The organism is Janibacter limosus (assembly GCF_004295485.1).
Taxonomy (GTDB): domain Bacteria; phylum Actinomycetota; class Actinomycetes; order Actinomycetales; family Dermatophilaceae; genus Janibacter; species Janibacter limosus_A.
The window spans coordinates 1004011-1026796 of record NZ_CP036164.1; the positions used below are offsets into that span (position 1 = coordinate 1004011).

A 22786-nucleotide genomic window follows, 5' to 3' on the forward strand; every position below is an offset into this window, starting at 1 on the left:
CAACCATCTGCGTCAGCGGGGCGGCTTGACCGCCAGCACCGGGCACCCGGCGTCGAGCAGGATCCGCTGGGCCGTCGACCCGAGCAACAGCTTGCCGACGGGGGTGCGGTGGCGCAGCCCGATGACGATGAGCGAGGCCTTGACCCGCTCGGCCTCCTCGAGGATCAGGTCGGCGATGTCCGGCCCCATCGGCTGGGAGACCTCGTGCTCGACGCCCGACTCCTCGAGCCGGCGCTGCAGCTCCTCGATCGCGGTGTTGGAGCCGTAGCGGGTGTCGACGAAGGCGTCGCCCTTGGTCGCGTTGACCAGGAGCACCGACTCGCCGCGCAGCCTGGCCTCGGCCAGCCCGCGCTCGAGGGCCTGGGTGCTGGCGGGCTCCGGGGTGAAGCCGATGACGATCGTCATGCTGATACCTCCGTGGTCGTGGTGTCCTTGCGGCCCCGGACGGCACCGGCGACCGCCATGCCGATGGCGCCGAGGGCGATGATGGCGTAGACGATGATCGCGGTGGGCTCGCTGACGAGGCCGCCCCAGTCGCCGCTCGACAGGAGCAGCGTCTTGCGCATCTCCTCCTCGACGCGCGGGCCGAGGATGACGCCGATGATGAGCGGCAGCACGGGGACGCCGAAGCGTCGCATGCCCAGGCCGACGAGGCCGAAGAAGAGCAGCAGCGCCAGGTCGAACCACTGCAGATTGACCGCGAGCGCACCCAGCGAGGCGAAGAAGAGGATGCCCGCATAGAGGTAGGGCCGCGGAGTCTGCAGGAGCTTGGCCCACAGCGGCGCCAGCGGCAGGTTGAGCACCAGCAGCAGGAAGTTGCCGATGAAGAGGCTCGCGATGAGGGTCCACACGAGCGTGCTCTCCGACTCGAAGAGCGCCGGGCCGGGCTGGATGCCGTAGCCCATCATCGCCGCGAGCATGATCGCCGCCGTCGCGTTGGTCGGGAGCCCGAGCGCCAGCATGGGTACGAGCGTCCCTGCGGCAGAAGCGTTGTTGGCGGCCTCCGGGCCGGCGACACCCTCGATGGCGCCGTGACCGAACTCCTCGGGGTGCTTGGACAGCTTGCGCTCGGTGACATACGACAAGAAGGTCGGCAGCTCGGCGCCACCGGCCGGGACGGCGCCGAAGGGGAAGCCGAAGGCGGTGCCGCGCAGCCACGGCTTCCAGGAGCGCTTGAAGTCGTCCTTGCCCATCCACGGGCGACCGACGGGGATGATCTCCTGCGGGCGACGCCGCAGGAAGGCCGCGACCCACAGCGCCTCGCCGATGGCGAAGATCGCCACAGCCACGACGACGATGTCGATCCCGTCGCCCAGGAGCGGGATGCCGAAGATCATCCGGCTCTGACCCGTGAGGGAGTCGATGCCGACGATGCCGATCGCGAGTCCGAGGAAGAGTCCGATGAAGCCGCGCAGCTTGGAGCTGCCGAGGACCGCGGTGACGGCGACGAGCGCCAGCACCATGATTGCGAGGTAGGACGGGTCGCCCAGCTTGACCGCCTGGACGGCGATCCAGGGGGCGAAGAAGGTGAGCAGCGTCGTGCCGATGGCACCAGCGATGAAGGAGCCGAACGCCGCCGTGGCCAGCGCTTGTGCGGCTCTGCCCGCCTTGGCCATCTTGTTGCCCTCGATGGCCGTGATGACCGACGAGGACTCGCCGGGGGTGTTGAGCAGGATCGAGGTCGTCGACCCGCCGTACATGCCGCCGTAGTAGATGCCGGCGAACATGATGAAGGCACTGGCAGGCTCGACGTTGTAGGTGATCGGCAGCAGCAAGGCCACGGTCATGGCCGGACCGATGCCGGGCAGGACGCCGACGGCGGTGCCCAGCAGGACGCCGACGCAGGCGAAGAGCAGGTTGGTGGGGGTGATGGCGGCACCGAAGCCGTCCATCAGGTTGTTGAGGTTGTCCATCAGAGGATCCCGTCCAGGATGCCCGCGGGGAGCGGGACGCCGAGGCCGACGTAGAAGGCGTAGAAGCTGCCGACCGACAGCGCGGTGCCGATGGCCAGGTCACGTAGCCAGGTGCGGCTGCCGAGGGTCAGGGAGCAGCCGGCGAAGAAGAGCGCGCCGGCGATCGCCCAGCCGAGCAGGTCGACGGTGGCGATGAGGAAGACGAAGACGCCCACCAGCTTGGCCACGGTGAGCCACTCGGCTCGTTGGTCGAGGTCGACGTCCTCGCCCCCTTCCTCCTCGGGGATGGAGCCGCGCAGGATCGCGATGCTCAGCAGGGCTGCAGTGAGGTAGAGCATCCCGGCGATGAACCAGGGGAAGAACTTCGGCCCGACCGGGTCGGTCTCGGCGAAGTCGTTGCGCAGGCCGGCCGCGTCGACGACGAGCAAGGTCGCGACGATGACGAGGAAGGCCACGACGAGGAACTGGGCCAGGTCGCGGCGCCGCTCGGGCGCCGCCGGTGGGGTGGTGGTCTGGATGGTGTCGCTCACAGCAGGCCCAGCTCCTTCAGGGTGGTCTCGACGCGCTCGTCCTGCGAGGTGAGGAAGTCGCCGAACTCGTCCCCGGTCATCCAGGCATCGGTCCAGTTGTTGAGCTTCAACGCGTCCTTCCACGCCTGGCTGCCGTGCATCTGCTGCAGCAGGCCGATGAGCTGGTCGCGACGCTCGGACGGGATGCCGGGGGGTGCCAGCACGCCACGCCAGTTGATGAAGGTCAGGTCGACGTCCGACTCCTTCAGCGTGGGAGCGTCGATGCCTGGCACCCGCTCCTCGCCGGAGGTCGCGAGGACCTTGACCTGCCCCTTCTTGATCTGCTCGGCGTACTCGCCGAGGCCGCTCATGCCGGCCTTGATCTTCGAGCCGAGCAGGGCCGGCAGGAGATCGCCGCCGCCGTCGTAGGTGATGTAGTTGACCTCGCGGGGGTCGATGTCGACCGCCTTCGCGAACTCCATGGGGAAGAGGTGGTCGGGGCCGCCGGGGGAGGACCCGCCGCCGATGCTCACGGCCTTGGGGTCCTTCTTCCACGCGTCGATGAGGCTCTTGATGTCCTTGTGGGGCGAGTCCGTCGGGACGATGACACCCTCCGACTCCTGGATGAGCCGGGCGAGGGGCGTCATGCCCGAGACACGAGTCTGCGACTTGTTGGTGAAGGTCGCGCCGACGACGCCCAGCCCCATGGCCATCATGAGGTCCTCGTTGCCGCGCTCGTTGGCCAGCCGCGCCATGGCGACGGTCCCGCCGGCGCCGATGATGTTGAAGACCTCGAAGCGGCTGGTGATCCCGGTGTCCTCCATGACCCGCACGGCGGCACGACCGGTGAGGTCGTAGCCGCCGCCGGGGGAGTTGGGGATCATCATGCGCAGCCGGGTGGACCCCGCGTCGTCACCCCGGGTCACCCCGCACGCAGCGAGCGAAGGGAGGGCGAGGGCTCCGAGGGAGGCCATCAGGAGGGTGCGGCGTCGGGGACCGGGGGACATGTCGGGCACGCCTTCGTGTGGATGGTGAAAGATGGGCACGCCCCGATGGTGACCTCTCGCTGTGCCCCGCGTCACCATTGCGGTCACAAAGGAGGTTGTGGTCTTTGCGGTCCCGTTCGCGTCGGTGGAGTCTCGCGGCCCAGTTCCTCGTCTGGCAGCTCCTGGCCCTTCTGCTCGTGCTCGGCGTCGTCGCCGCCATCACCGTCCAGCAGTCCACCGAGGACTTCCGCTCGTCCCGCCAGACGCGGATGCTCGCCGTGGCCGAGTCGCTGGCGGCGACCCCGGTGGTCCGGTCCGAGCTGGTCGAAGGGGGTAACCGTCGCGCTCTCGAGGGACAGATCGGGCGGGCCGCGAGCCTGTCCGGTGCACGTCGGGTCCAGCTCGTTGGCCTCGACGGGCGGGTGGCGGCGTCCACGGACGCCTCGGAGACCGGGACGCTCGCGACACTGGGCACGCCGGTGGGCGATGGGCGTTCGTGGTCCGGGGACCTGCGCCTCGACGGGGAGGACACGGTGGGCGGGCAGGCCCCGGTCATCGGCGACGACCAGCAGGTCCTCGGGACGGCGCTGGTCGTCGAGGACTACCCGTCGTGGTCGGAGCGGCTGCTGGACGCGGCACCGGACCTGCTGCTCTTCCTCGGGGCGGCTGCGGCGCTGGGGGTGACCGGTGCCTTCGGCCTCTCCCGCCTGATCCGTCGACAGACTCGTGGCCTGGAGCCGGCAGACATCGCTCGACTCGCCGACCACCAGGAGGCCCTGCTCACCGGGATCCACGAAGGCGTCATCGGGGTCAACGGCGTCGGGGTGATGACTCTCGTCAACACCTCTGCCCAAGAGCTGCTCGGCCTGACGGAGGGCGACGTCGGCCGGCCGGTGACGGACCTGCACCTGCACCACGGGGTGGCGGCCTTCCTCGGAGAGGACGGTGACAGCGATCCCACGCTCATCGTCGTCGAGGACCGCACCCTCGTGCTGACCCGACGGCGCACCTTCTTCGACGGCCGCGCGGTCGGCACGGTGACGACGATGGTCGACCGCAGCGACCTGCTCGCCCTGCAGAGCCAGGTCTCGGCGCAGGCGAGCATCACCGACGCGTTGCGTGCCCAGACCCACGAGTTCGACAACCGCCTGCACACCATCTCGGGGCTGGTGCAGCTGGCGGAGTACGACGAGGTCGTCGCGCTCATCGCCGATGTCAACCGCAGGCGCACGGAGATCAGCGACTCGGTGACCCGCCATGTCGAGGACCCGCGCGTCGCGGCGTTGCTCATCGCCAAGGTCACGGCGGCCTCTGAGGTCGGGATCGACCTGTCCGTCGAGCCGGAGTCGAGCCTCCCGCGCCTGGACCCGGCCACCGCAGCCGATGTCATCACCGTGATGGGCAACCTCATCGACAACGCGCTGGACGCCACGCGGGCCCATGGGGGCCGTGAGTCATCGGTGCGCCTGACGATGGAGCCGGGTGGCGGACCGCTAGTGCGGGTCGCGGACACGGGTCCCGGGATCGCGCCGGAGGACATCGAGCGGGTCTTCGAGCGAGGGTGGTCGACCAAGCCCATGGGTGCTGCGGGGCGGGGGATCGGGCTCGCCCTGGTCCAGGCCGTCTGCTCCCGTGGCGGGGGCCGGGTGACAGTCACCCAGGGAGACCACGGCGCCGTCTTCACCGCATCGCTGGGTGGCGGTGGCCCGTGGGAGAGTGGATGACGTGGGTGCAGGACTGAGCGAGAGCGTTGACGTCGTCGTCGTGGACGACGACTTCCTCGTCGTCAAGGTGCACACCCGATTCGTCGAGAGCGTGCCCGGCTTCCGGGTGGTCGCCACGGCTGCGTCGGGGCAGGCTGCGCTCGACGCCGTGCGCGAGCACGATCCGCACCTCGTGCTCCTGGACGTGCACCTGCCCGACATGACCGGCATCGAGGTGCTGCGCCGGCTGCGGGCCGAGGGCGCCGAGGTCGGCGTGCTCATGGTGACCGCGGCCCGTGAGGTCGAGCAGGTCCGGGCGGCCCGCAGCAGTGGGGCCTTCGGCTACCTCGTCAAGCCCTTCGGGCAGCAGGACCTGGCGGCACGTCTGGAGGACTTCCGCATCGAGCTGCAGCGGCTCGACGAGGTCGACGTCGAGGCCGCGGACCAGAGCGACATCGACGCGATCTTCGCCGGGGGAGCTGGCGGGGTCGCTGCCGGACCGGTCTTGCCCAAGGGCCTGAGTGCCGCCACGGCCGAGCTCGTCCTCGCCGCTGCACGTGACGCCCAGGACCTCTCGGCGAGTGAGTGTGCCGAGCAGGTGGGACTCTCTCGGGTCACCGCACGGCGCTACCTCGAGCACTTCGTCGGCACCGGTGCCCTCGAGGGACGCCAGCAGTACGGCCGGGTTGGCCGACCCGAGCGCCGCTACCGACCGGCCCGGTGACCCCCCTTCGTCCCGCATGGTGACCCGCGTCATGCGGCGCCGACGCGAGGGGTATCGTGCTGGGCATGCGGACGGACCTCCTCCTTCTCTGCCGCGGCGAGGCCTGACAGACGGCCACCTCGTCGCGGAGTTCGTGGTGCCGACCAGCACAAGACCCCACGTGACGAAGGACGAAGCATGATCCACTCCCAGCTGCCGACCACGATGCCGGTGCGCAAGTACGTGCCCTTCCAGGACCAGATCGCCGTCGAGCTGCCCGACCGCACCTGGCCCGACCAGGTGATGACCCAGGCGCCCCGCTGGTGCGCGGTCGACCTGCGCGACGGCAACCAGGCCCTCATCGACCCGATGGACGCCGACCGCAAGCTCATGCTCTTCCAGCTGCTGGTCAAGATGGGCTACAAGGAGATCGAGGTCGGCTTCCCCAGCGCGAGCGAGACCGACTACAACTTCTGCCGTGAGCTGATCGACGGCGGTCACATCCCCGACGACGTGACGATCCAGGTGCTGACCCAGTGCCGCGACCACCTCATCGAGCGCACCTTCGACGCCATCGCCGGCAGCAAGCAGGCGATCGTCCACTTCTACAACTCGACCTCCGTGCTGCAGCGCCGGGTCGTCTTCAACTCCGACCAGGACGGCATCGTCGACATCGCCCTGCAGGGTGCGCGGCTGTGCAAGAAGCTCGAGGAGACGATCCCCGACACGGACGTCTACTACGAGTACTCGCCGGAGTCCTACACGGGCACCGAGCTCGACTTCGCGGCCCGCATCTGCAACGAGGTCATCGACGTCATCGACCCGACGCCGGACCACAAGATGATCATCAACCTGCCGGCCACGGTCGAGATGGCCAGCCCCAACGTCTACGCCGACTCGATCGAGTGGATGAGCCGCAACCTCGAGCGCCGCGAGTCGGTCATGCTCTCGCTGCACCCGCACAATGACCGCGGCGAAGGGGTGGCTGCCGCCGAGCTCGGGTACCTCGCCGGGGCCGACCGGATCGAGGGGTGCCTCTTCGGCAACGGGGAGCGGACCGGCAACGTCGACCTGGTGACCTTGGGGATGAACCTCTTCAGCCAGGGCATCGACCCGCAGATCGACTTCTCCCAGATGGACGAGATCCGTCGCACGGTCGAGCACTGCACCCAGCTGCCCGTGCACCCGCGCCACCCGTGGGGCGGCGACCTCGTGTACACCGCCTTCTCCGGGTCGCACCAGGACGCGATCAAGAAGGGCTTCGAGGACATGGAGGCCCGCGCCAAGGACGCCGGCACCGACGTCAACGGCATCGACTGGGGCGTGCCCTACCTGCCGATCGACCCGCACGACATCGGTCGCTCCTACGAGGCGGTCGTGCGTGTCAACAGCCAGTCCGGCAAGGGCGGTGTGGCCTACCTGCTGAAGTCGGAGCACGGTCTGGACCTGCCGCGCCGGTTGCAGATGGAGTTCTCGGCCGTCGTCCAGCGCAAGACCGACGCCGACGGTGGCGAGATGAGCGGTCTGGCCCTGTGGGACGTCTTCAACGACGAGTACCTGCACAGCGAGGACCGTGACGGCTGGGGCCGGTTCCAGCCCGTGCGCACCACGCTGTCGGGTGAGGACAGCGGGCTCGACCGGATCGAGGGGCACATCCTCGACAACGGCCAGGAGATCGCGATCTCGGGCAGTGGCAACGGCCCCATCGCAGCCTTCCTCGACGCACTCGCCCCGCTGGGCATCGACGTGCGGGTCCTCGACTACGCCGAGCACGCCCTGTCGGCCGGCGGCGACGCCCGTGCGGCGTCGTACGTCGAGTGCGCCGTCGGCGAGCGGGTGCTGTGGGGGGTCGGTCTGCACGACTCGATCGTCAAGGCCTCGCTGCGGGCGATCCTCTCGGCGGTCAACCGCGCCGAGCGGGACGCCGCGCAGGTCTGACCTGCGTCACCTGGAACCCAGGATTCTCGGGTGACCCGATAAACCTCGCCTTCGCAAGAGTTTGAAGCTCTTGCCAAGGCGAGGTTTGTCTTGTCGAGCGCGCTGACGGTGGTGCTCTGCCGGGTCAGGCGATCCGCGCGGGATCGCGTCGGCGGTGGATGGCGGCGCCCAGGAGACTCGTGAGCAGGAGCACCACGCCTGCCACGAGGAGCGCGCCGGCCGCGCCGAGCGATCCCTCGCCGAGGTCGAAGGCCGCCTGAGTGCTCGCTGCCGTCGCTGTCGTGACCCCGACCGCCAGGTAGGGCCAGGCCCGAGTCACCGCGTAACCGGCGAGAGCGACGGCGGCCAGCAGACCGAGGGCGATGTAGGCCGGCGTGAGGTTGTCCCAGACGCCGTACACCGCTTGGGCGGCACCCGCGGCGAGGGCTCCGGCGGTGAGGCGACCCGTCTGTCGTGTGTGGAGGTGACCCGACTCCGCGAGTGCGACGAGGGCCAGTGCTGCGACCAGCAGCAGCCCGCTGAAGAGCGCGTAGCTGAAGGACCACTCCCGGCCGCTGGCCAGAGAGGTCCCGAGGCCGACCCACGCCCCGGCCCCAGCGAGCAGCCCCACGACGGTGGGGGAGAGCAGGTAGCCCAGCAGGAGGACGGCGAGGCCCACACCAAAGCCGAAGACCTCGATCCCCGGGCCTTCGTGAGCCAGCACCTGGGTGACGACGATGTGTGCGGCCCACCCCGCCAAGGTGCCTGCGCCGACGAGCAAGGCGCCGGCCAGCCGTCGACGCGCGTCGGCCCGGGAGCTGCGGATGTGCCTGGGGCCGTGGGCGAGAGCGACGACGGCTCCAGCCGCAGCCGCGAGGAGGGCCGCAGCACCGGCCACGAGGCCGGCACGGGTGCCGGAGGTCAGCTGGGACCACTGGGTGCCGACGAAGAGGGCTGCGGCGGTGAAGACGAGCACTCCACCGACATAGGCGCTGATCTCCCCGGCCAGTCGGCCGCGCCCCGTGCTGCCCGGATCTGTGCCGCTCATGACGGTGAGCGCACGGTCACGATCTGCCGGGTCGATGATGCCTGCGGCCACGAGCTCGTCGACGGCCGTCACCGTGTGGTCTGAGTGCGGATGAGCGGACATGGGATCCTCCTGCCCTGATGGGGCTCGGACGAGCGCCATGACCCATCATCTCGGCGCTGCGTCGCGAGGGGCATGGGTGGGATCACTCACCCGGCTCAGCGGACTCCGGCCACGCGGAACTGGATCGAGACGCGGGGCCCGACGGCGGCCGAGGTCTTGGGCACCGCGTGGTCCCAGGTGCGCTGGCAGGCACCGCCCATGACGACGAGGTCGCCGTGGCCGAGGGCGACGCGCTGCGAGCGGCCGCCATCGCGGGGACGCAGGGCGAGGTGGCGGGCCGAGCCCAGCGAGACGATCGCGACCATCGTGTCCTGATCGCGACTGCGCCCGATCCGGTCACCGTGCCAGGCGACGGAGTCCTCCCCGTGGCGGTACAGGCACAGCCCGGCGGTGACGAAGGGCTCGCCGAGCTCAGCCGCGTAGTGCTGCGAGAGCCGCTCGCGCATGTCGGTGAGCAGCGGGTGGGGGAGGGACTCCCCTTCGCCGTAGAAGCAGGTCAGGCGCGGCACGTCGACGACCGAGTCGTACATCTGCCGGCGCTCGGCCCGCCACGGCACTTCGTGCAGCAGCGTGTCGAGCACTTGGTCGCTGCCGCAGGCCCAGCCCGGCACCAGGTCGAGCCACGCGGTCTCGTCGAGGAAGCGTCGGTGGCGTCGCTCGAGGTCGCCGAGCGTGGGGGAGTCAGCCGTGTCGAAGAGCGAGGACTGGAGCGCCAGCATGCATCGAGGCTAGCACCAGGTCGAACGCATGTTCGAGACTCAGGCGTCGGCGTGGGGGTGCGTGTCGTGTCGGTACGAAGGGGGACAATGAGCCAGTGCCCCTCTACCGCGACTCCGGGGTCGTGCTGCGCACCCACAAGCTGGGTGAGGCCGACCGGATCATCACCGTGCTCACGCGCGGTCGCGGCAAGATCCGCGCGGTGGCCAAGGGGGTGCGCCGCACCAAGTCCAAGTTCGGCGCCCGCCTCGAGCCGGGGATGCACGTCGACCTGCAGTGCTACGAGGGGCGCAACCTCGACACCGTCACCCAGACCGAGTCGCTCGACGCCTGGGGCAACGCGCTCGCGCGTGACTACTCACGGTGGACCGCGGCGAGCGCCATCCTCGAGACGGCCGACCGGCTCACCGAGGAGCACGAGCCGTCGGTCCAGCAGTACCTGCTGCTCGCCGGCGCGCTGCGCACCCTGGCCAACGCCGACCACGCGTCCGAGCTGATCCTCGACGCCTACCTGTTGCGCGCCCTGGCGGTCGCGGGGTGGGCGCCGAGCTTCCACGACTGCGCGCAGTGCGGCGACGAGGGGCCGCACCGCGCCTTCCACGTCAGCTCCGGCGGCGTGCTCTGCCGGCTGTGCCGGGTGCCCGGGTCGTCCTCGCCGGCGCCCGAGACGCTTGAGCTGCTCGCCGCGCTGCTCGTCGGGGACTGGGTCGCCGCTGACGCCTCCCTGGACCGGCACCGCCGCGAGGGCTCCGGGCTGACCTCGGCCTTCCTCCAGTGGCACCTCGAGCGCGGGGTGCTCTCCCTTCGTCACGTCGATCGCACCCGCGTCGACCAGCCCCGACTGGACGACCACACACCGCAGAGGACCGGATGAGCCGCTACGAGACCCCCTTCGCCCACCCGAGCGGAGCGACGCCGCCGCCCGTGCCCGCGGACCTCGTCCCGGATCACGTGGCGATCGTCATGGACGGCAACGGTCGCTGGGCCAACCAGCGGGGGCTGGCCCGCACCAAGGGCCACGAGGCGGGCGAGGGCGCGCTGCTCGACGTCGTCGCCGGCGCGCTCGACATCGGGGTGAAGCACCTGTCGACCTATGCCTTCTCGACGGAGAACTGGCGCCGCTCGCCCGAGGAGGTGCGCTTCCTCATGGGCTTCAACCGCGACGTCATCCGGCGCCGCCGCGACCAGCTCAACGACTGGGGCGTTCGGATGCGCTGGGTCGGGCGCCGTCCGCGGTTGTGGGGCTCGGTCATCAAGGAGCTCGAGATCGCCCAGGAGATGACCCAGGACAACGACGCGATGACGCTCTACTTCTGCGTCAACTACGGCGGTCGCGCCGAGATCGCGGACGCGGTGCGCGGGATCGCCGAGGACGTCAAGGCGGGGCGGCTGAAGGGCTCGCGCATCGACGAGCGGACCATCGCCCGCTACCTCACCGAGCCCACGATGCCGGACGTCGACCTCTTCCTGCGCAGCTCGGGGGAGCAGCGCACGAGCAACTTCCTGCTGTGGCAGTCCGCCTACGCCGAGATGGTCTTCCAGGACACGCTGTGGCCCGACTACGACCGGCGGCACCTGTGGGAGGCCATCGAGACCTACGCCCAGCGCGAGCGTCGCTACGGCGGAGCGGTCGACGCGCCCTCGGCCTCCTAGTCAGGCGCGATGGCTGACCGGCGCGTCCTCGGCGTGCTGGGCGCAGTGGGCGCAGCAGTAGAAGCGTCCATCCACCTCTGTGCCGTGACCGATGACCTTGCACTGACAGTGCTCGCACACCGGGGCCATCACGTGGATCGCGCACTCGAAGCTGTCGAAGGTGTGGGTGGTGCCTGCCGCCACCACGTCGAAGGACTTGTCGTAGTCGTTGCCGCAGAGCTCGCACTGGGCCATGTCGCTCTCCTTTGATCGGGAGCATCTCCCTACCCGAGCGTCCCGGCAGAAAACCTGGAGCTCGACCCTCAGCCCTGCGACCGGTCTCTCGATGCGTGCGCGGTGACGGTCTGGGAGCTCGGAGTGATCCTCTGGTGCCATACGCTGGCGACGCGCGCGATCTGCGTTTCATCGATCTGTGAGTGAGGGAAACGTATGTGCCGAGTTCTTGCCTACATCGGTCCGGAGATCTCGTTGGAGAACCTCCTGCTGAAGCCGGAGAACAGCCTGATCAACCAGGCCCTCGACCCGGAGCGTCACCCCGAGCTGCAGCTGGCGGGGTGGGGGTTCGGTGCGTGGAGCGAGCACCTGCTCAAGCCGGAGGAGCCCTTCATCTACCGCCGGCCGATGGCCGCCTTCTACGACGACAACGCCACTCGGATGCTCCCCAGCCTCCAGGCCAGCACCATGCTGGCGCACGTGCGAGCCGCTGCCTACCACGCCAAGGTCGTCATGGTCGACGAGAACTGCCATCCCTTCTGCTTCGAGGGGACCCCGTGGATCGTGGCGCAGAACGGCTATCTGCCGGGCTGGCAGGTCCTGCAGCGAGAGCTGCTGCAGCACTGCAAGGACGAGTACCTGACCCAGATGCTCGGCACGACCGACACCGAGTTCGTCTACGCACTCCTGCTGTCCCTGCTGGAGGGCAACAGCGACGAGGACGTCCAGCGCGCGGTCGAGGAGCTGCTGCGGCTCGTCGCCAAGGCGATGAAGGATCTTGACCTCCCGGGGCTGACCAAGCTGAAGATGGCCCTGGTCTCGCAGGATCGGATCATCGGGATCAATTGGGGGCTCGGGCACCAGGGCGAGGTCGACCCGGCAGGCGACTGGCGCGAGCTGCGCAAGGCTGACGCAGGCACGGACGACTTTGCTCTCGGCATGCTCCTGGAGCCGATGTACCTGCTGCTGGGTCGCAACTTCCAGCACGACGAGGCCAACTACGGCTTCCAGGAGTGCACCGAGGACGAGGCGACAGCGGCCGTCTTCGCCTCCGAGCCGCTCAGCGAGGACGGCGACGACTGGATCCCCCTGGAGTACGGGTCGATCATGTTCCTCGCGAAGGACGGCGAGCGCATCACCAGGACCGTCAAGGAGCTCCAGCTCTAGGACGCCGGCCGGGAGGGGCAGGCCGCACAGCGGCCGAAGAGCTCGAGCGTGTGCGCGACCTCGGTGAACCCGTGCTCCGCGCTGACCCGCTCGGCCCACCGCTCCACGGCCGGCCCCTCGACCTCCTCGGTCCGGCCGCACTCGCGGCATACGAGATGGTGGTGGTGCCCGGTGCTGCAGCGGCGGTAGACCTGCTCGCCGTCGTCGGTGCGAAGGGCGTCCAGCGCGTCCTCGTCGACCATCGCCTGCAGGGTGCGGTAGACGGTCGCGAGACCGATCTTGTCGCCGCCTGCGACGAGGCTGGCATGGATCTCCTGCGCCGAGCGGAACTCGTCGTAGCGGTCGACATCGGCCTCGATGGCGGTGCGCTGCCGCGTGGGTCGGCGGGTGCGGGTGTCGTTCATCGGTGGCTCCCCTCGAGCTCGGTGTGGTCGGGATCGGTGTGGTCGGGGTCGTGCTCGTCCCAGTGGTCGCCATGGCGGGCGTGCCGGTGCCCGTCGTGGAGGAAGTCGACGTGGTCGCCGTGCAGGACGACCTCGTGGCCGCAGTCCTCCCAGTGCACGTGCTCATGGACCTCGGCCGTGCGGTGGCGACGGCGCCGGACGGCAGCCCAGGCCGTCACGAGCGTCGCCGAGACGACGAAGACGGCGATGGCGAGCAGCACGATCGTCGCGCCCGACGGGGTGTCGGCGTAGAAGCTCGTGACGACGCCTCCGACGCTCGTCAGGGTGCCGACGAGCACCGCCCACAGCAGGCCCCCGCGGAAGGAACGGCCGAGGTACTGGCCGGTGGCGTTGGGCAGGATCATCAGGGCACTGATGAGCAGCAGCCCGATGACCCGCATCGAGATGACGACGGTGACGCCGGTGAGCACGGCGAGCAGGATGTTGGTCGCGAGGACCGGTAGGCCCGAGGCGCGCGCGTACTCCTCGTCCTGGGCGACGGCGAAGAGGCGCTCGCGGAGCACGAGCACGGTGACCAGGACGACCGCCGCGAGGATGGCGAACTGGACGAGGTCGCCGCGCGAGACCGTGGTCAGGGCGCCGAAGAGGTAGCCCTGCAGGTTGGTCGCCGACCCGGAGGGTGCCTTGGCGATGATGACGACGCCGGCGGCCAGGCCGCCGTAGAACATCACCGCGAGGGCCAGGTCGCCCCCGGTGCGCCCGAGGTGGCGCAGCAGCTCGATGGCGACGGCGGCGAGCACGACGACGACGAGCGCGGTCAGGACCGGGCTGGTGCTCGTCAGTAGACCGATGCCCACACCGGCCAGCGCCACGTGCCCCATGCCGTCACCGACGAGGGACATGCCGCGCTGGACGAGGAAGACCCCGACGAGGGGAGCCGAGGCGCCGACGAGCAACGCCGCAAGGAGGGCATTGCGCATGAACTCCAGGTTGAGGAGGTCGATCACCGGGGTCCTCCCTTCGTCGTGAGGATGGTGGTGGGGACGGACGAAGGGGGTGGGTCCTCCTCGTCGTCGTGGTGGGCGTGGGCGTCGTCGTCGGGGGCGAGATGGTCCGGGGGGCCGTCGTGGCTGATGCCGCCCGCGCGCACGACGACCGCCCGCGTGACGATGTCGGCGAGGGCGTCGAGCTCGTGGGTGACGATGACGAGGGTGGCGCCGCGCTCGACGAGCCGGCGCATGACGGCCACGAGCACTTGCTGGTGCCCGCGGTCGACTCCTGCGGTGGGCTCGTCCATCAGGAAGACGTCGGGCCGGCTGGCCAGGGCGCGCGCGATGAGGACGCGGCGCTGCTGCCCGCCGGAGAGGGTCGCGACGTCGTGCGAGGACAGGTCGCCGAGCCCGACGACGGCGAGCGACTCCTGCACGAGGGCCCGGTCGGGGGCGGAGCGGATGCGCCACGGCGCCCACCACGGCGTGCGCACGGTGCGCCCCATCGTCACGATCTCGGCGGCGGTGGCCCGCACGGCCGAGGCGAGGGTGTGTCGCTGCGGGACATAGCCGATGCCGGCACGGGCCTCGGCGCTGCCGACCTCGTGACCGAGCACGCGGGCGCTGCCCGCGTGCTGCTCGGCGAGGCCCAGCAGGCCCTTGACGAGAGTCGACTTGCCGGCGCCGTTGGGGCCGAGTACGGCGACGACCTCACCGCGGTGGACGGTGAGGTCGAGGTCGCGCACGACGGTGCGGTCGCCGTAGCCGAAGGCCGCGCCGGTCAGCTCGATCACTGGTGGAGCGGAGGTCACCTGCACCCCTGACCCTTGCGGACGGTCGCCAGGTTGCTGCGCATGACCTCAAGGTAGTCCGATCCGGCGGACGCGTCGGTCAGACCCTCGATCGGGTCCAGCACGGCGACCGTGGCCCCGGAGTCGCGGGCGAGCGTCTTGGCGACGTCGGCGGGCACCAGGGTCTCGGCGTAGACGGTGGTGATCTTGTCCCGCTTGACGAGGGCGATCAGGTCCGCGAGGGCCGTCGGGCTCGGCTCGGCGCCCGGGGACAGGCCGCTCACCGACTCCTGGTGGAACCCGTAGCGGTCGGCGAAGTAGCCGAAGGCGGCGTGAGCGGTCACGAGGTCGGTGCTGCGGCAGTCGGACAGGCCGGCCTTGAGGTCCTTGTCGAGGGTGCCCAGCTTGCCGGTGAAGGCCGTGGCATTGGCCCGGTAGTCCGCGGCATTGGTGGGGTCGATCGTCGCCAGGTGGTCGGCGATGGCGTCGACGACGTCGGCGTAGCGGGTCGGGTCGAGCCAGAAGTGCGGGTCGACGCTGCCGTGGTCGTGCCCGGCGTGGTCCTCCTCCTCGCCACCGTGGTCCTGCTCGTCCGCCGGCTTCAGATCGAGACGGGCGAAGGGGGAGACGTCGAAGGCGGTGCCGTCGCCTTCCTTCGCCGCGTCGTCGACCGAGGGCTGGAAGCCACTGAGGTAGACGAGGGCGTCGGCCTTGGTGGTCTGCAGGATCTGCTTGGGGGTGAGCTCGAGGTCATGCGGCTCGGCGCCGGGCTGGGTGAGGTTGGTGACGTCGACGTGGTCGCCGCCGACCTGCTGCGTGGCGTACTCGAGCGGGTAGAAGCTCGTGGCGATCGACAGTCGACCGTCACTCGATCCGGTGTCGGCGGAGCCGCAGCCGGTGAGGGCGAGGGCGGCGGCCGAGAGGGCCAGGACGATGCGGTTGAACTTCATGAGAACGATTCTCACTGGTGATGAGAATCGTTGTCAACTCGGTCAACGTGGGAAGAGCTTGATCGCCGCCAGGCCGAGGACGAGCACGATCACGGCGGCGCGCATGAGCACCTCGCTCGTCGTCAGGCGCGGCCAGCTGAGGGCCAGCATCCACAGCAGGAAGAGGACGACGAGCCCGAGCGGGATCGCACCCCACGGGCCGAGGAAGGCGCCGACGATCACGAGGAGGAAGACGACGACGATCGGCACGAGCGGCGGCAGCTGCGCGATGAAGCGGGTCAGCGGCAGGCTGGCGCGCTCGAAGGCGTTGGTCGCGACGGGCTCGGGACGGGGCGTAGGACTGCTGGACACCCCCACAGGGTAGGCGGCCCGATGCGGGCCTTCGAGCCGGTCCCGGATAACCTCTCCCACATGGCCAAGCAGACCTCCACCGTGGACACCGTCGTCAACCTGTGCAAGCGCAGAGGCTTCGTCTTCCCCTGCGGTGAGATCTATGGCGGGACCAAGTCCGCCTGGGACTACGGACCGCTCGGTGTGGAGCTGAAGGAGAACATCAAGCGCCAGTGGTGGAAGTCGATGGTCACCGGCCGCGACGACGTCGTCGGCCTGGACTCCTCGATCATCCTGCCGCGTGAGACCTGGGTCGCCTCGGGTCACGTCGGGACCTTCACCGACCCGCTCACCGAGTGCCTCAACTGCCACAAGCGCCACCGTCAGGACCACCTGCAGGAGGCCGTCGCCGACAAGGCGGCGAAGAAGGGGCAGGAGATCGACCCCGACACGGTCCCGCTGAGCGAGATCGTCTGCCCCGACTGCGGCACCCGCGGCCAGTGGACCGAGGCCCGCGAGTTCAACATGATGCTCAAGACCTACCTCGGTGTCATCGAGGACGAGTCCGGGCTGCACTACCTGCGCCCCGAGACGGCGCAGGGCATCTTCACCAACTTCAACAACGTGCTGCAGACCTCGCGCAAGAAGCCGCCCTTCGGCATCGCGCAGACCGGCAAGTCCTTCCGCAACGAGATCACGCCGGGCAACTTCATCTTCCGCACCCGCGAGTTCGAGCAGATGGAGATGGAGTTCTTCGTCAAGCCCGGCGAGGACGAGGACTGGCACCAGTACTGGATCGACGAGCGGACCCGCTGGTACACGGACCTGGGGATCAACCCCGACAACCTGCGTCACTACGAGCACGCCCAGGACAAGCTGAGCCACTACTCCAAGCGCACCGTCGACATCGAGTACCGCTTCAACTTCACGGGCAGCGAGTGGGGCGAGCTCGAGGGCATCGCCAACCGTACCGACTTCGACCTCAAGAGCCACAGCGAGCACTCCGGCACCGACCTGGTCTTCTACGACCAGGCCAACAACGAGCGCTACACGCCCTATGTCATCGAGCCCGCGGCCGGTCTGTCCCGCTCGATCATGACCTTCCTCGTGGACGCCTACGCCGAGGACGAGGCACCCAACTCCAAGGGCGGCGTGGACAAGCGCACCGTCCTGCGTCTGGACCACCGACTGGCTCCGGTCAAGGCGGCCGTCCTCCCGCTGTCGCGCAACGCGGACCTGTCGCCCAAGGCCCGCGACCTGGCGGCCCAGCTGCGCAAGAACTGGAATGTCGACTTCGACGACGCGCAGGCGATCGGCAAGCGCTACCGCCGCCAGGACGAGATCGGCACCCCCTTCTGCATCACCGTCGACTTCGACACCCTCGAGGACAACGCGGTGACCATCCGCGAGCGTGACTCGATGGCGCAGGAGCGGATCTCGATCGACCAGGTCGAGGCCTACCTCGCGCCCAAGCTGCTCGGGTCCTGACCCGATGAGCCGGTCGGCGCAGCCGATCCGGCTGCTGCTCGTCCACGGCAGCCGGCTCAACGCGGCTGCGTGGATCCCGCTCGAGGAGGCCCTCCTCGGACGCATCGTCTGCGACCACGTCGACCTGCCCGGCCACGGGCTGGCCAGCGACGAGCCCTTCACGATGCCTCGCGCGCTCGAGGCCGTCGGTGACGCGGTCCGGGCGCTGGAGCCGGATCGGCACCGGGTCGTCCTCGCGGGGCACAGCCTGGGTGGCTATGTCGCGATGGAGTGGGCCGCCGACAACCACGACGTCCTCGCCGGTCTGGTGCTCATGGGCTCGACCGCCCAGCCGTCCTCGAGGCTCGCCGCTGTCTACCGGGCCTTCGGCAGCGCCCTGCGCGCCGGGCTCGTGGACGAGCGGCGCGCCTCCTCCATCATGGAGACCGACGCCGCCTCGCTGCGCCGGATCATCGGGGCACGCACAGCCGCCGCGGTCATCGAGCGGGGCCCGGGCCTCGCGGCCATCCCCGACGCGTGGGACGCCGTGATCGACGGCGTGGACCTGCGGTCCCTCAGCCAGATCGACGTCCCGATCCTCGCGGTCAACGGCGAGTTCGACCAGTTCCGGGTGGGCGAAGGGAGGGCCCGTCGCCTGCGTCAGGACCTCGAGATCGTCCACGTGGCCGGAGCCACGCACTTCGCGCCGATGACCCACCCGGTGCCGGTGGCCCGGGCCATCACGCAGTTCGCCTCCGCGCTGCCGTCCTGAGCAGGCGTCCCCTCAGACCAGGTTCTCGGCCAACCAGCGGGTCGTGCTCGCCCACGCGTCCTGCGATGCCTGCGGGTGGTGGAAGGCCGGGCTCGGGTTGTCGAAGGCGTGCCCGGCGCCCTCGTGCCGCACGAAGGTCGTCCCCGGGCCGGCCGTGACCCGCTCGATCTCGGCGACCCCCTCGGCCGGGATGAACTGGTCGGCGGTGCCCCAGTGGTGCAGCTGCGGCACCCGGATGCTGTCGGCGAGGTCGAGGAGCGTCGGGATCTGCGAGCCGTAGTAGGCGACGAGGACGCTCGGCGGCTCACCGGCCTCGGTGAGCGCTGCGGCGGTGGCCCAGGCCAGGCCCCCGCCGAAGCAGAAGCCCATGATCCCCGTGCCGCCGCTCACCTCGGGCCGCTCGCGCAGCGCCCGGGTGACGGCGACGGTGTCGGCGACCGTGCGCTCCCAGTCCAGGCGCGAGGACGCGCCCATCGCCTCCTCGATCCGCTCCATGCCCTCGCTGATGACGGGGCTGCCCAGGCGCCAGTAGGACTCGGGCACGAGCACGACGTGGCCGAGGTCGGCGAGCGCCCGGGCGCGGCGACGGATGTAGTCGGTGACCCCGAAGATCTCCTGGCACAGCACGAGTCCGGGCCCGCTGCCGCCGGGCGGCAGGAAGAGCTGGGTGGGGACGGCGCCGTCCTCGACGGGGACGCTGGGCTGCTGGTCGGGCGCGATGTCGGTCACCCGGCCACTCTAGGGAGCAGCGTCAGCTCCCGGTGGCGATCGGGCGTGAGGAGTCGGTGATCCAGTCGCTCCAGCTGCCGACATAGAGGTCGGCCTCGACGCCGGCCTCGTGCAGGGCCAGCGCGGTGTGCGCCGCCGTGATCCCGGACCCGCAGTAGGTCCCGACGACGGTCACCTCGTCGATGCCCAGCTGCCCGAAGCGCTCACGCAGCTCGCGGGCCGGCCGCAGTCGGCCGTCCTCGCGCACGAGGTCGGCCATCGGCACGTTGACCGCGCCGGGGATGTGGCCGGCGACGGGATCGATGGGCTCCTCCTCCCCGCGGAAGCGCTCGGGGGAGCGGGCGTCGACGAGCACGCCGAGCTTGGCGGTGGCTGCGGCGTCGTCGGCGTCGAGCGCGACCAGCTCGTCGGGGTCGAGGACGACGTCACCGGGCTCCACCTCGACCGGCTCGGTGCTCACCTCTCCGCCGGCGGCCCGCCAGGCAGCGAGGCCGCCGTCCAGGACGAGGACCTCCTCGATGCCGGCCCAGCGCAGGACCCACCAGGCGCGCGCGGCACCGAGGGAGGGCTGCTGGTCGTAGACGACGACCACGGAGTCGGTCTGCACTCCCGCCGCGCGCAGGCCGTCCTGCAGGGTCTGCACATCGGGAAGGGGGTGTCGCCCCCCTTCGCCCGCGGGTCCGGCGAGCACGGTGTCGAGGTTGACGAAGGGAGCGCCCGGCACGTGGCCGGCGGCGTAGAACGCGGGGCCCTCGCCGGCGAGCGTGTACTGCACGTCGAGGACGACGAGCTTGGGGTTGTGGGCGATCTCGTCCTGCAGGTCGGTGGGGGTGATCAGGGCACTCACGGGGTCTCCTCGTGGTCGTCGGTCAGGGGCTGGATCGGGACCTCGTAGTCGCCGAAGTCGTCGTAGGCGCGAGGGTCCTCGCGTGGCTCGATGTGGGTGGTGATCTCCAGGTCCTGGAACTCGGCCTGCAGGGACTGCTCGATGTCGTCGACGACGTCGTGCGCGCGGCGCACCGACCACGAGCCGGGGACGAGGACGTGCATCGCGGCGAAGGACAGGTGCCCGGCGCCGCGGGTGCGCAGGCCGTGGAAGTCGACGTCGTCGGTGCGGCGGGCATCGAGGGCGGCCGCGATCGCCGCGTTGACCTCCGGCTCGAGGGCCTCGTCCATGAGGCCGCGGCCGGACTCGCTGATGAGCTTCCACCCGGTCCAGATGATGTTGAGGCCGACGAGCATGGCGACGATCGGGTCGAGCCGGTCGATGCCGGTGACGATCACGAGCAGGACGCCGACGACGACCCCGACCGAGGTCCACACGTCGGTGAGCAGGTGCTGCCCGTCGGCGCGCAGGGTGATCGACCGGTGCTCGCGCCCGGCACGCAGGAGGACGAAGGCGACGGCGCCGTTGATGACCGACGCGACGACCGAGATCGCCAGGCCGATGCCGGGTTGCTCGATCGGCTGCGGGGCGAGGAGACGGACGATCGACTGCCAGATGATGAAGCTGGCGGCGACGAAGATCATGCCGCCCTCGATGGCCGCCGAGAAGTACTCGGCCTTGGAGTGCCCGTAGTGGTGGTTGTCGTCCGCGGCGCGCGCCGCCACCCGCAGGGCGATCAGCGCGGCGATGGCCGCCACGAGGTTGACGATCGACTCCGCGGCGTCCGCGAGCAGGCCGACCGAGTCGGTGATGTACCAGGCGCCGGTCTTCAGCGCGATGGTCGCCAGGGCCGCGGCGATGGACAGCCAGGCGAACTTCTCGAGGTTGGCCCGTGGGGAGGCGCTCACGTGGTCACCGTGACCAGCACGACGAGGATCGCCACGGGGACGAGGATCAGCGCGAGCACGGCCCAGCCGAGAGGACGTCCGAAGTTGATGGTGGTCCCGAGACCCATGCGCTTGCTGACGAGGACGTCCGGGTCGTCCGGGTTGGCGTAGACGAGGCCGCCGAGGTGCCAGTGCTCCCGGTCGGGGTCGTCCGCCAGGTCACGACGACCTGTCCGGACCGAGACGACCACCAGCCACACCGTCGTGGCGAGGGTGACGGCGAGGAAGGCCCACAGGACCCAGGGGCTCGGGACCGCGTCGTCGGCGATGTAGCCGCTCAGGCACATCAGGCTCACGCCGCCACCGATGGCACAGCCGAGGGCCGCGAGCGGGGCACGTGTGCCGGCGCCCTTGCCCGGGATGGCGAGGGTGATCGCGAAGATGACCAGCGCGGACAGCTGTCCGATGACGAGCGGCCCGAGGACGGTGCCCCAGGACTTCGTGCCGAAGGCGTCGGGCTCACCGGAGAAGCCGAAGTGCGTCGGGTAGTGCTCCGGCAGTGCGTCGTAGCGCAGCACGCCCGTGACGACCGCGGCGATCCCCAGGGCGAGGCACAGCAGTGCCCACAGCAGGACGGGGCGCGTGGGGGGAGTTGGTGAGTCCACGTGTGCGATTGTCCCTCTTCCCGCCCGCGGTGCGACACTGGGAGGCGCGATGACGACCCAGACCCTTGCCCCCAGCACCCCGGCGACCACGGGGGAGCGCGTGCTGCCTCCCCTTCGCATCGGTCGGCACGTCATCGACTCACCGGTCGTCCTCGCGCCGATGGCGGGGATCACCAACCGCGCCTTCCGCCGCCTGTGCCGTGAGGCGGGTGACGCCGGGCTCGCCGCGAGCGGCCTGACCGGGGCCAGCAGTCTCTACGTCAACGAGATGGTCACCTCCCGCGCGCTGGTCGAGCGGACGCCCGAGTCGATGCGCCTGATCGCCCACGACGAGGACGAGCGCCCGCGCAGCGTGCAGCTCTACAGCGTCGACCCTGCGACCACCGCCGCCGCCGTGCGGATGCTGGTCACCGAGGAGCGCGCCGACCACATCGACCTCAACTTCGGCTGCCCGGTGCCCAAGGTCACCCGCAAGGGGGGCGGCGCGGCGCTGCCGTGGAAGCGCGACCTCTTCCGTGCGATCGTCTCCGCGGCGGTCACCGAGGGGGCGAAGGGGGACATCCCCGTCACGATCAAGATGCGCGTGGGGATCGACGCCGAGCACCACACCTATCTCGAGGCCGCGACCTCGGCCGTCGAGGAGGGGGTCGCCGCCGTCGCGCTGCACGCGCGCACCGCGAGCCAGGCCTACTCCGGCACCGCTGACTGGTCCCACATCAAGCTGCTCAAGGAGACCATCACGTCCGTCCCGGTCCTGGGCAACGGCGACATCTGGTCGGCCGAGGATGCGCTCCGCATGGTCGAGCAGACCGGCTGCGACGGGGTCGTCGTCGGCCGTGGGTGCCTGGGGCGTCCCTGGCTCTTCGCCGACCTCTCGGCGGCCTTCGCCGGGACGCAGGTGCGGGTGCGCCCGACCCTCGGCGAGGTCACGGCGACGCTCCGCCGGCACGCCGAGCTGCTCACCGACTTCTACGACGGCGACGAGCTGCGCGCCTGCCGTGACATCCGCAAGCACATCGCCTGGTACCTCAAGGGGTTCCCCGCCGGGTCGACGGTGCGCAACCAGCTCGCGCTCGTCGACTCGCTCGCGGCGCTCGACCGGCTCATCGAGACGATGGACCCGACCAGCCCGTGGCCCGGCGACGCCGCCGAGGGGCAGCGCGGCCGCGCCGGCTCCTCCCGCGTCGTCGCCCTGCCGGAGAACTGGCTCGCCTCGCAGGACCTCGACGAGGCGCAGCTCGCGACGATCGCCGCCGCCGAGCAGTCCGTCGCCGACGGCGGCTGA

General features: G+C 70.3%; 25 protein-coding genes. 9 read left to right on the top strand and 16 right to left on the bottom strand.

Annotation, left to right across the window (positions count from 1 at the left end; genetic code table 11):
- Positions 1 to 12 precede the first annotated feature (12 nt).
- From EXU32_RS04860 to EXU32_RS04875, 4 genes are read right to left on the bottom strand one after another with little or no spacing between them, the layout of a single operon-like run.
- On the bottom strand, positions 13 to 405 hold the full coding sequence (locus EXU32_RS04860; protein ID WP_130628887.1) for a universal stress protein: 393 nt from the start codon (positions 403 to 405) through the stop codon (positions 13 to 15).
- Positions 402 to 1913: a tripartite tricarboxylate transporter permease gene (locus EXU32_RS04865; RefSeq protein WP_130628888.1), complete on the bottom strand. Its 1512-nt coding sequence runs from the start codon at positions 1911 to 1913 to the stop codon at positions 402 to 404. The genes EXU32_RS04860 and EXU32_RS04865 overlap by 4 nt, the downstream gene beginning before the upstream one ends.
- Positions 1913 to 2443, bottom strand: coding sequence for a tripartite tricarboxylate transporter TctB family protein (locus EXU32_RS04870; protein ID WP_130628889.1), 531 nt, complete (start codon positions 2441 to 2443; stop codon positions 1913 to 1915). The genes EXU32_RS04865 and EXU32_RS04870 overlap by 1 nt, the downstream gene beginning before the upstream one ends.
- The gene (locus tag EXU32_RS04875) at positions 2440 to 3429 is read right to left on the bottom strand and encodes a Bug family tripartite tricarboxylate transporter substrate binding protein (protein ID WP_130628890.1); all 990 of its coding nucleotides are present in this window, start codon (positions 3427 to 3429) and stop codon (positions 2440 to 2442) included. The genes EXU32_RS04870 and EXU32_RS04875 overlap by 4 nt, the downstream gene beginning before the upstream one ends.
- 104 nt (positions 3430 to 3533) lie before the next feature.
- Between EXU32_RS04875 and EXU32_RS04880 the strand changes: the two genes are divergently transcribed.
- The 3 genes from EXU32_RS04880 (at position 3534) to leuA (ending at position 7752) form a co-directional block, all read left to right on the top strand.
- Entirely contained in the window at positions 3534 to 5132 is a 1599-nt protein-coding gene (locus EXU32_RS04880; RefSeq protein ID WP_207233877.1) for a sensor histidine kinase, read from the top strand.
- Position 5133: 1 nt separating this feature from the next.
- Positions 5134 to 5835, top strand: a complete 702-nt coding sequence (locus tag EXU32_RS04885; RefSeq protein WP_242612886.1) for a response regulator — start codon at positions 5134 to 5136, stop codon at positions 5833 to 5835.
- 177 nt (positions 5836 to 6012) lie between these two features.
- Positions 6013 to 7752: a 2-isopropylmalate synthase gene (gene leuA / locus EXU32_RS04890; protein ID WP_130628892.1), complete on the top strand. Its 1740-nt coding sequence runs from the start codon at positions 6013 to 6015 to the stop codon at positions 7750 to 7752.
- A 124-nt stretch (positions 7753 to 7876) separates the two neighbouring features.
- Here leuA and EXU32_RS04895 read toward each other — a convergent pair whose 3' ends face one another.
- Positions 7877 to 8881, bottom strand: coding sequence for a DUF2157 domain-containing protein (locus EXU32_RS04895; RefSeq protein ID WP_165399578.1), 1005 nt, complete (start codon positions 8879 to 8881; stop codon positions 7877 to 7879).
- Positions 8882 to 8976: 95 nt separating this feature from the next.
- Positions 8977 to 9600 (bottom strand): alpha-ketoglutarate-dependent dioxygenase AlkB, encoded by a 624-nt coding sequence (locus EXU32_RS04900; RefSeq protein WP_130628894.1) that lies wholly within the window; start codon positions 9598 to 9600, stop codon positions 8977 to 8979.
- A gap of 95 nt (positions 9601 to 9695) precedes the next feature.
- Between EXU32_RS04900 and recO the strand changes: the two genes are divergently transcribed.
- Positions 9696 to 10472 (top strand): DNA repair protein RecO, encoded by a 777-nt coding sequence (gene recO, locus EXU32_RS04905; RefSeq protein ID WP_130628895.1) that lies wholly within the window; start codon positions 9696 to 9698, stop codon positions 10470 to 10472.
- The gene (locus EXU32_RS04910; RefSeq protein WP_130628896.1) at positions 10469 to 11251 is read left to right on the top strand and encodes an isoprenyl transferase; all 783 of its coding nucleotides are present in this window, start codon (positions 10469 to 10471) and stop codon (positions 11249 to 11251) included. The genes recO and EXU32_RS04910 overlap by 4 nt, the downstream gene beginning before the upstream one ends.
- On the opposite strand, the gene EXU32_RS04915 is transcribed toward EXU32_RS04910, so the two are convergent.
- The gene (locus EXU32_RS04915) at positions 11252 to 11485 is read right to left on the bottom strand and encodes a hypothetical protein (RefSeq protein WP_130628897.1); all 234 of its coding nucleotides are present in this window, start codon (positions 11483 to 11485) and stop codon (positions 11252 to 11254) included.
- Positions 11486 to 11680: 195 nt separating this feature from the next.
- On the opposite strand from EXU32_RS04915, the gene EXU32_RS04920 reads away from it, so the two are divergent.
- Positions 11681 to 12631: a class II glutamine amidotransferase gene (locus tag EXU32_RS04920; RefSeq protein ID WP_130628898.1), complete on the top strand. Its 951-nt coding sequence runs from the start codon at positions 11681 to 11683 to the stop codon at positions 12629 to 12631.
- Here the strand turns inward: EXU32_RS04920 and EXU32_RS04925 are convergent.
- From EXU32_RS04925 to EXU32_RS04945, 5 genes are read right to left on the bottom strand one after another with little or no spacing between them, the layout of a single operon-like run.
- Positions 12628 to 13035, bottom strand: coding sequence for a Fur family transcriptional regulator (locus EXU32_RS04925; RefSeq protein ID WP_130628899.1), 408 nt, complete (start codon positions 13033 to 13035; stop codon positions 12628 to 12630). The two genes, EXU32_RS04920 and EXU32_RS04925, sit on opposite strands and share 4 nt — an antisense overlap.
- The gene (locus EXU32_RS04930; RefSeq protein ID WP_130628900.1) at positions 13032 to 14042 is read right to left on the bottom strand and encodes a metal ABC transporter permease; all 1011 of its coding nucleotides are present in this window, start codon (positions 14040 to 14042) and stop codon (positions 13032 to 13034) included. Before EXU32_RS04930 ends, EXU32_RS04925 begins: the two co-directional genes overlap by 4 nt.
- Positions 14039 to 14818 carry a metal ABC transporter ATP-binding protein gene (locus EXU32_RS04935; protein WP_242612887.1) on the bottom strand — a complete coding sequence of 260 codons (780 nt, stop codon included), beginning with the start codon at positions 14816 to 14818 and terminating at the stop codon, positions 14039 to 14041. Before EXU32_RS04935 ends, EXU32_RS04930 begins: the two co-directional genes overlap by 4 nt.
- A gap of 14 nt (positions 14819 to 14832) precedes the next feature.
- Positions 14833 to 15765: a metal ABC transporter substrate-binding protein gene (locus tag EXU32_RS04940; protein WP_130628902.1), complete on the bottom strand. Its 933-nt coding sequence runs from the start codon at positions 15763 to 15765 to the stop codon at positions 14833 to 14835.
- Positions 15766 to 15807: 42 nt separating this feature from the next.
- Complete coding sequence (locus tag EXU32_RS04945; protein WP_130628903.1) at positions 15808 to 16116, bottom strand: DUF6703 family protein; 309 nt, start codon at positions 16114 to 16116, stop codon at positions 15808 to 15810.
- A gap of 60 nt (positions 16117 to 16176) precedes the next feature.
- Here EXU32_RS04945 and EXU32_RS04950 point away from each other — a divergent pair, with 60 nt between their 5' ends.
- On the top strand, positions 16177 to 17583 hold the full coding sequence (locus EXU32_RS04950) for a glycine--tRNA ligase (protein WP_130628904.1): 1407 nt from the start codon (positions 16177 to 16179) through the stop codon (positions 17581 to 17583).
- A gap of 4 nt (positions 17584 to 17587) precedes the next feature.
- The gene (locus tag EXU32_RS04955) at positions 17588 to 18334 is read left to right on the top strand and encodes an alpha/beta fold hydrolase (RefSeq protein ID WP_130628905.1); all 747 of its coding nucleotides are present in this window, start codon (positions 17588 to 17590) and stop codon (positions 18332 to 18334) included.
- Positions 18335 to 18346: 12 nt separating this feature from the next.
- Here EXU32_RS04955 and EXU32_RS04960 read toward each other — a convergent pair whose 3' ends face one another.
- Genes EXU32_RS04960 through EXU32_RS04975 form a run of 4 tightly spaced genes read right to left on the bottom strand, consistent with a single transcriptional unit; the run spans position 18347 to position 21501 of the window.
- A complete protein-coding gene (locus EXU32_RS04960) occupies positions 18347 to 19063 on the bottom strand; it encodes a dienelactone hydrolase family protein (RefSeq protein ID WP_242612888.1) in 717 nt (238 codons plus the stop codon).
- A 22-nt stretch (positions 19064 to 19085) separates the two neighbouring features.
- Entirely contained in the window at positions 19086 to 19910 is an 825-nt protein-coding gene (locus EXU32_RS04965) for a sulfurtransferase (protein WP_130628906.1), read from the bottom strand.
- Positions 19907 to 20857, bottom strand: coding sequence for a cation diffusion facilitator family transporter (locus tag EXU32_RS04970; protein ID WP_130628907.1), 951 nt, complete (start codon positions 20855 to 20857; stop codon positions 19907 to 19909). Before EXU32_RS04970 ends, EXU32_RS04965 begins: the two co-directional genes overlap by 4 nt.
- A complete protein-coding gene (locus EXU32_RS04975) occupies positions 20854 to 21501 on the bottom strand; it encodes a DUF1648 domain-containing protein (RefSeq protein ID WP_165399579.1) in 648 nt (215 codons plus the stop codon). Before EXU32_RS04975 ends, EXU32_RS04970 begins: the two co-directional genes overlap by 4 nt.
- A gap of 49 nt (positions 21502 to 21550) precedes the next feature.
- Here EXU32_RS04975 and dusB point away from each other — a divergent pair, with 49 nt between their 5' ends.
- Positions 21551 to 22786, top strand: coding sequence for a tRNA dihydrouridine synthase DusB (gene dusB, locus EXU32_RS04980; protein ID WP_130628909.1), 1236 nt, complete (start codon positions 21551 to 21553; stop codon positions 22784 to 22786).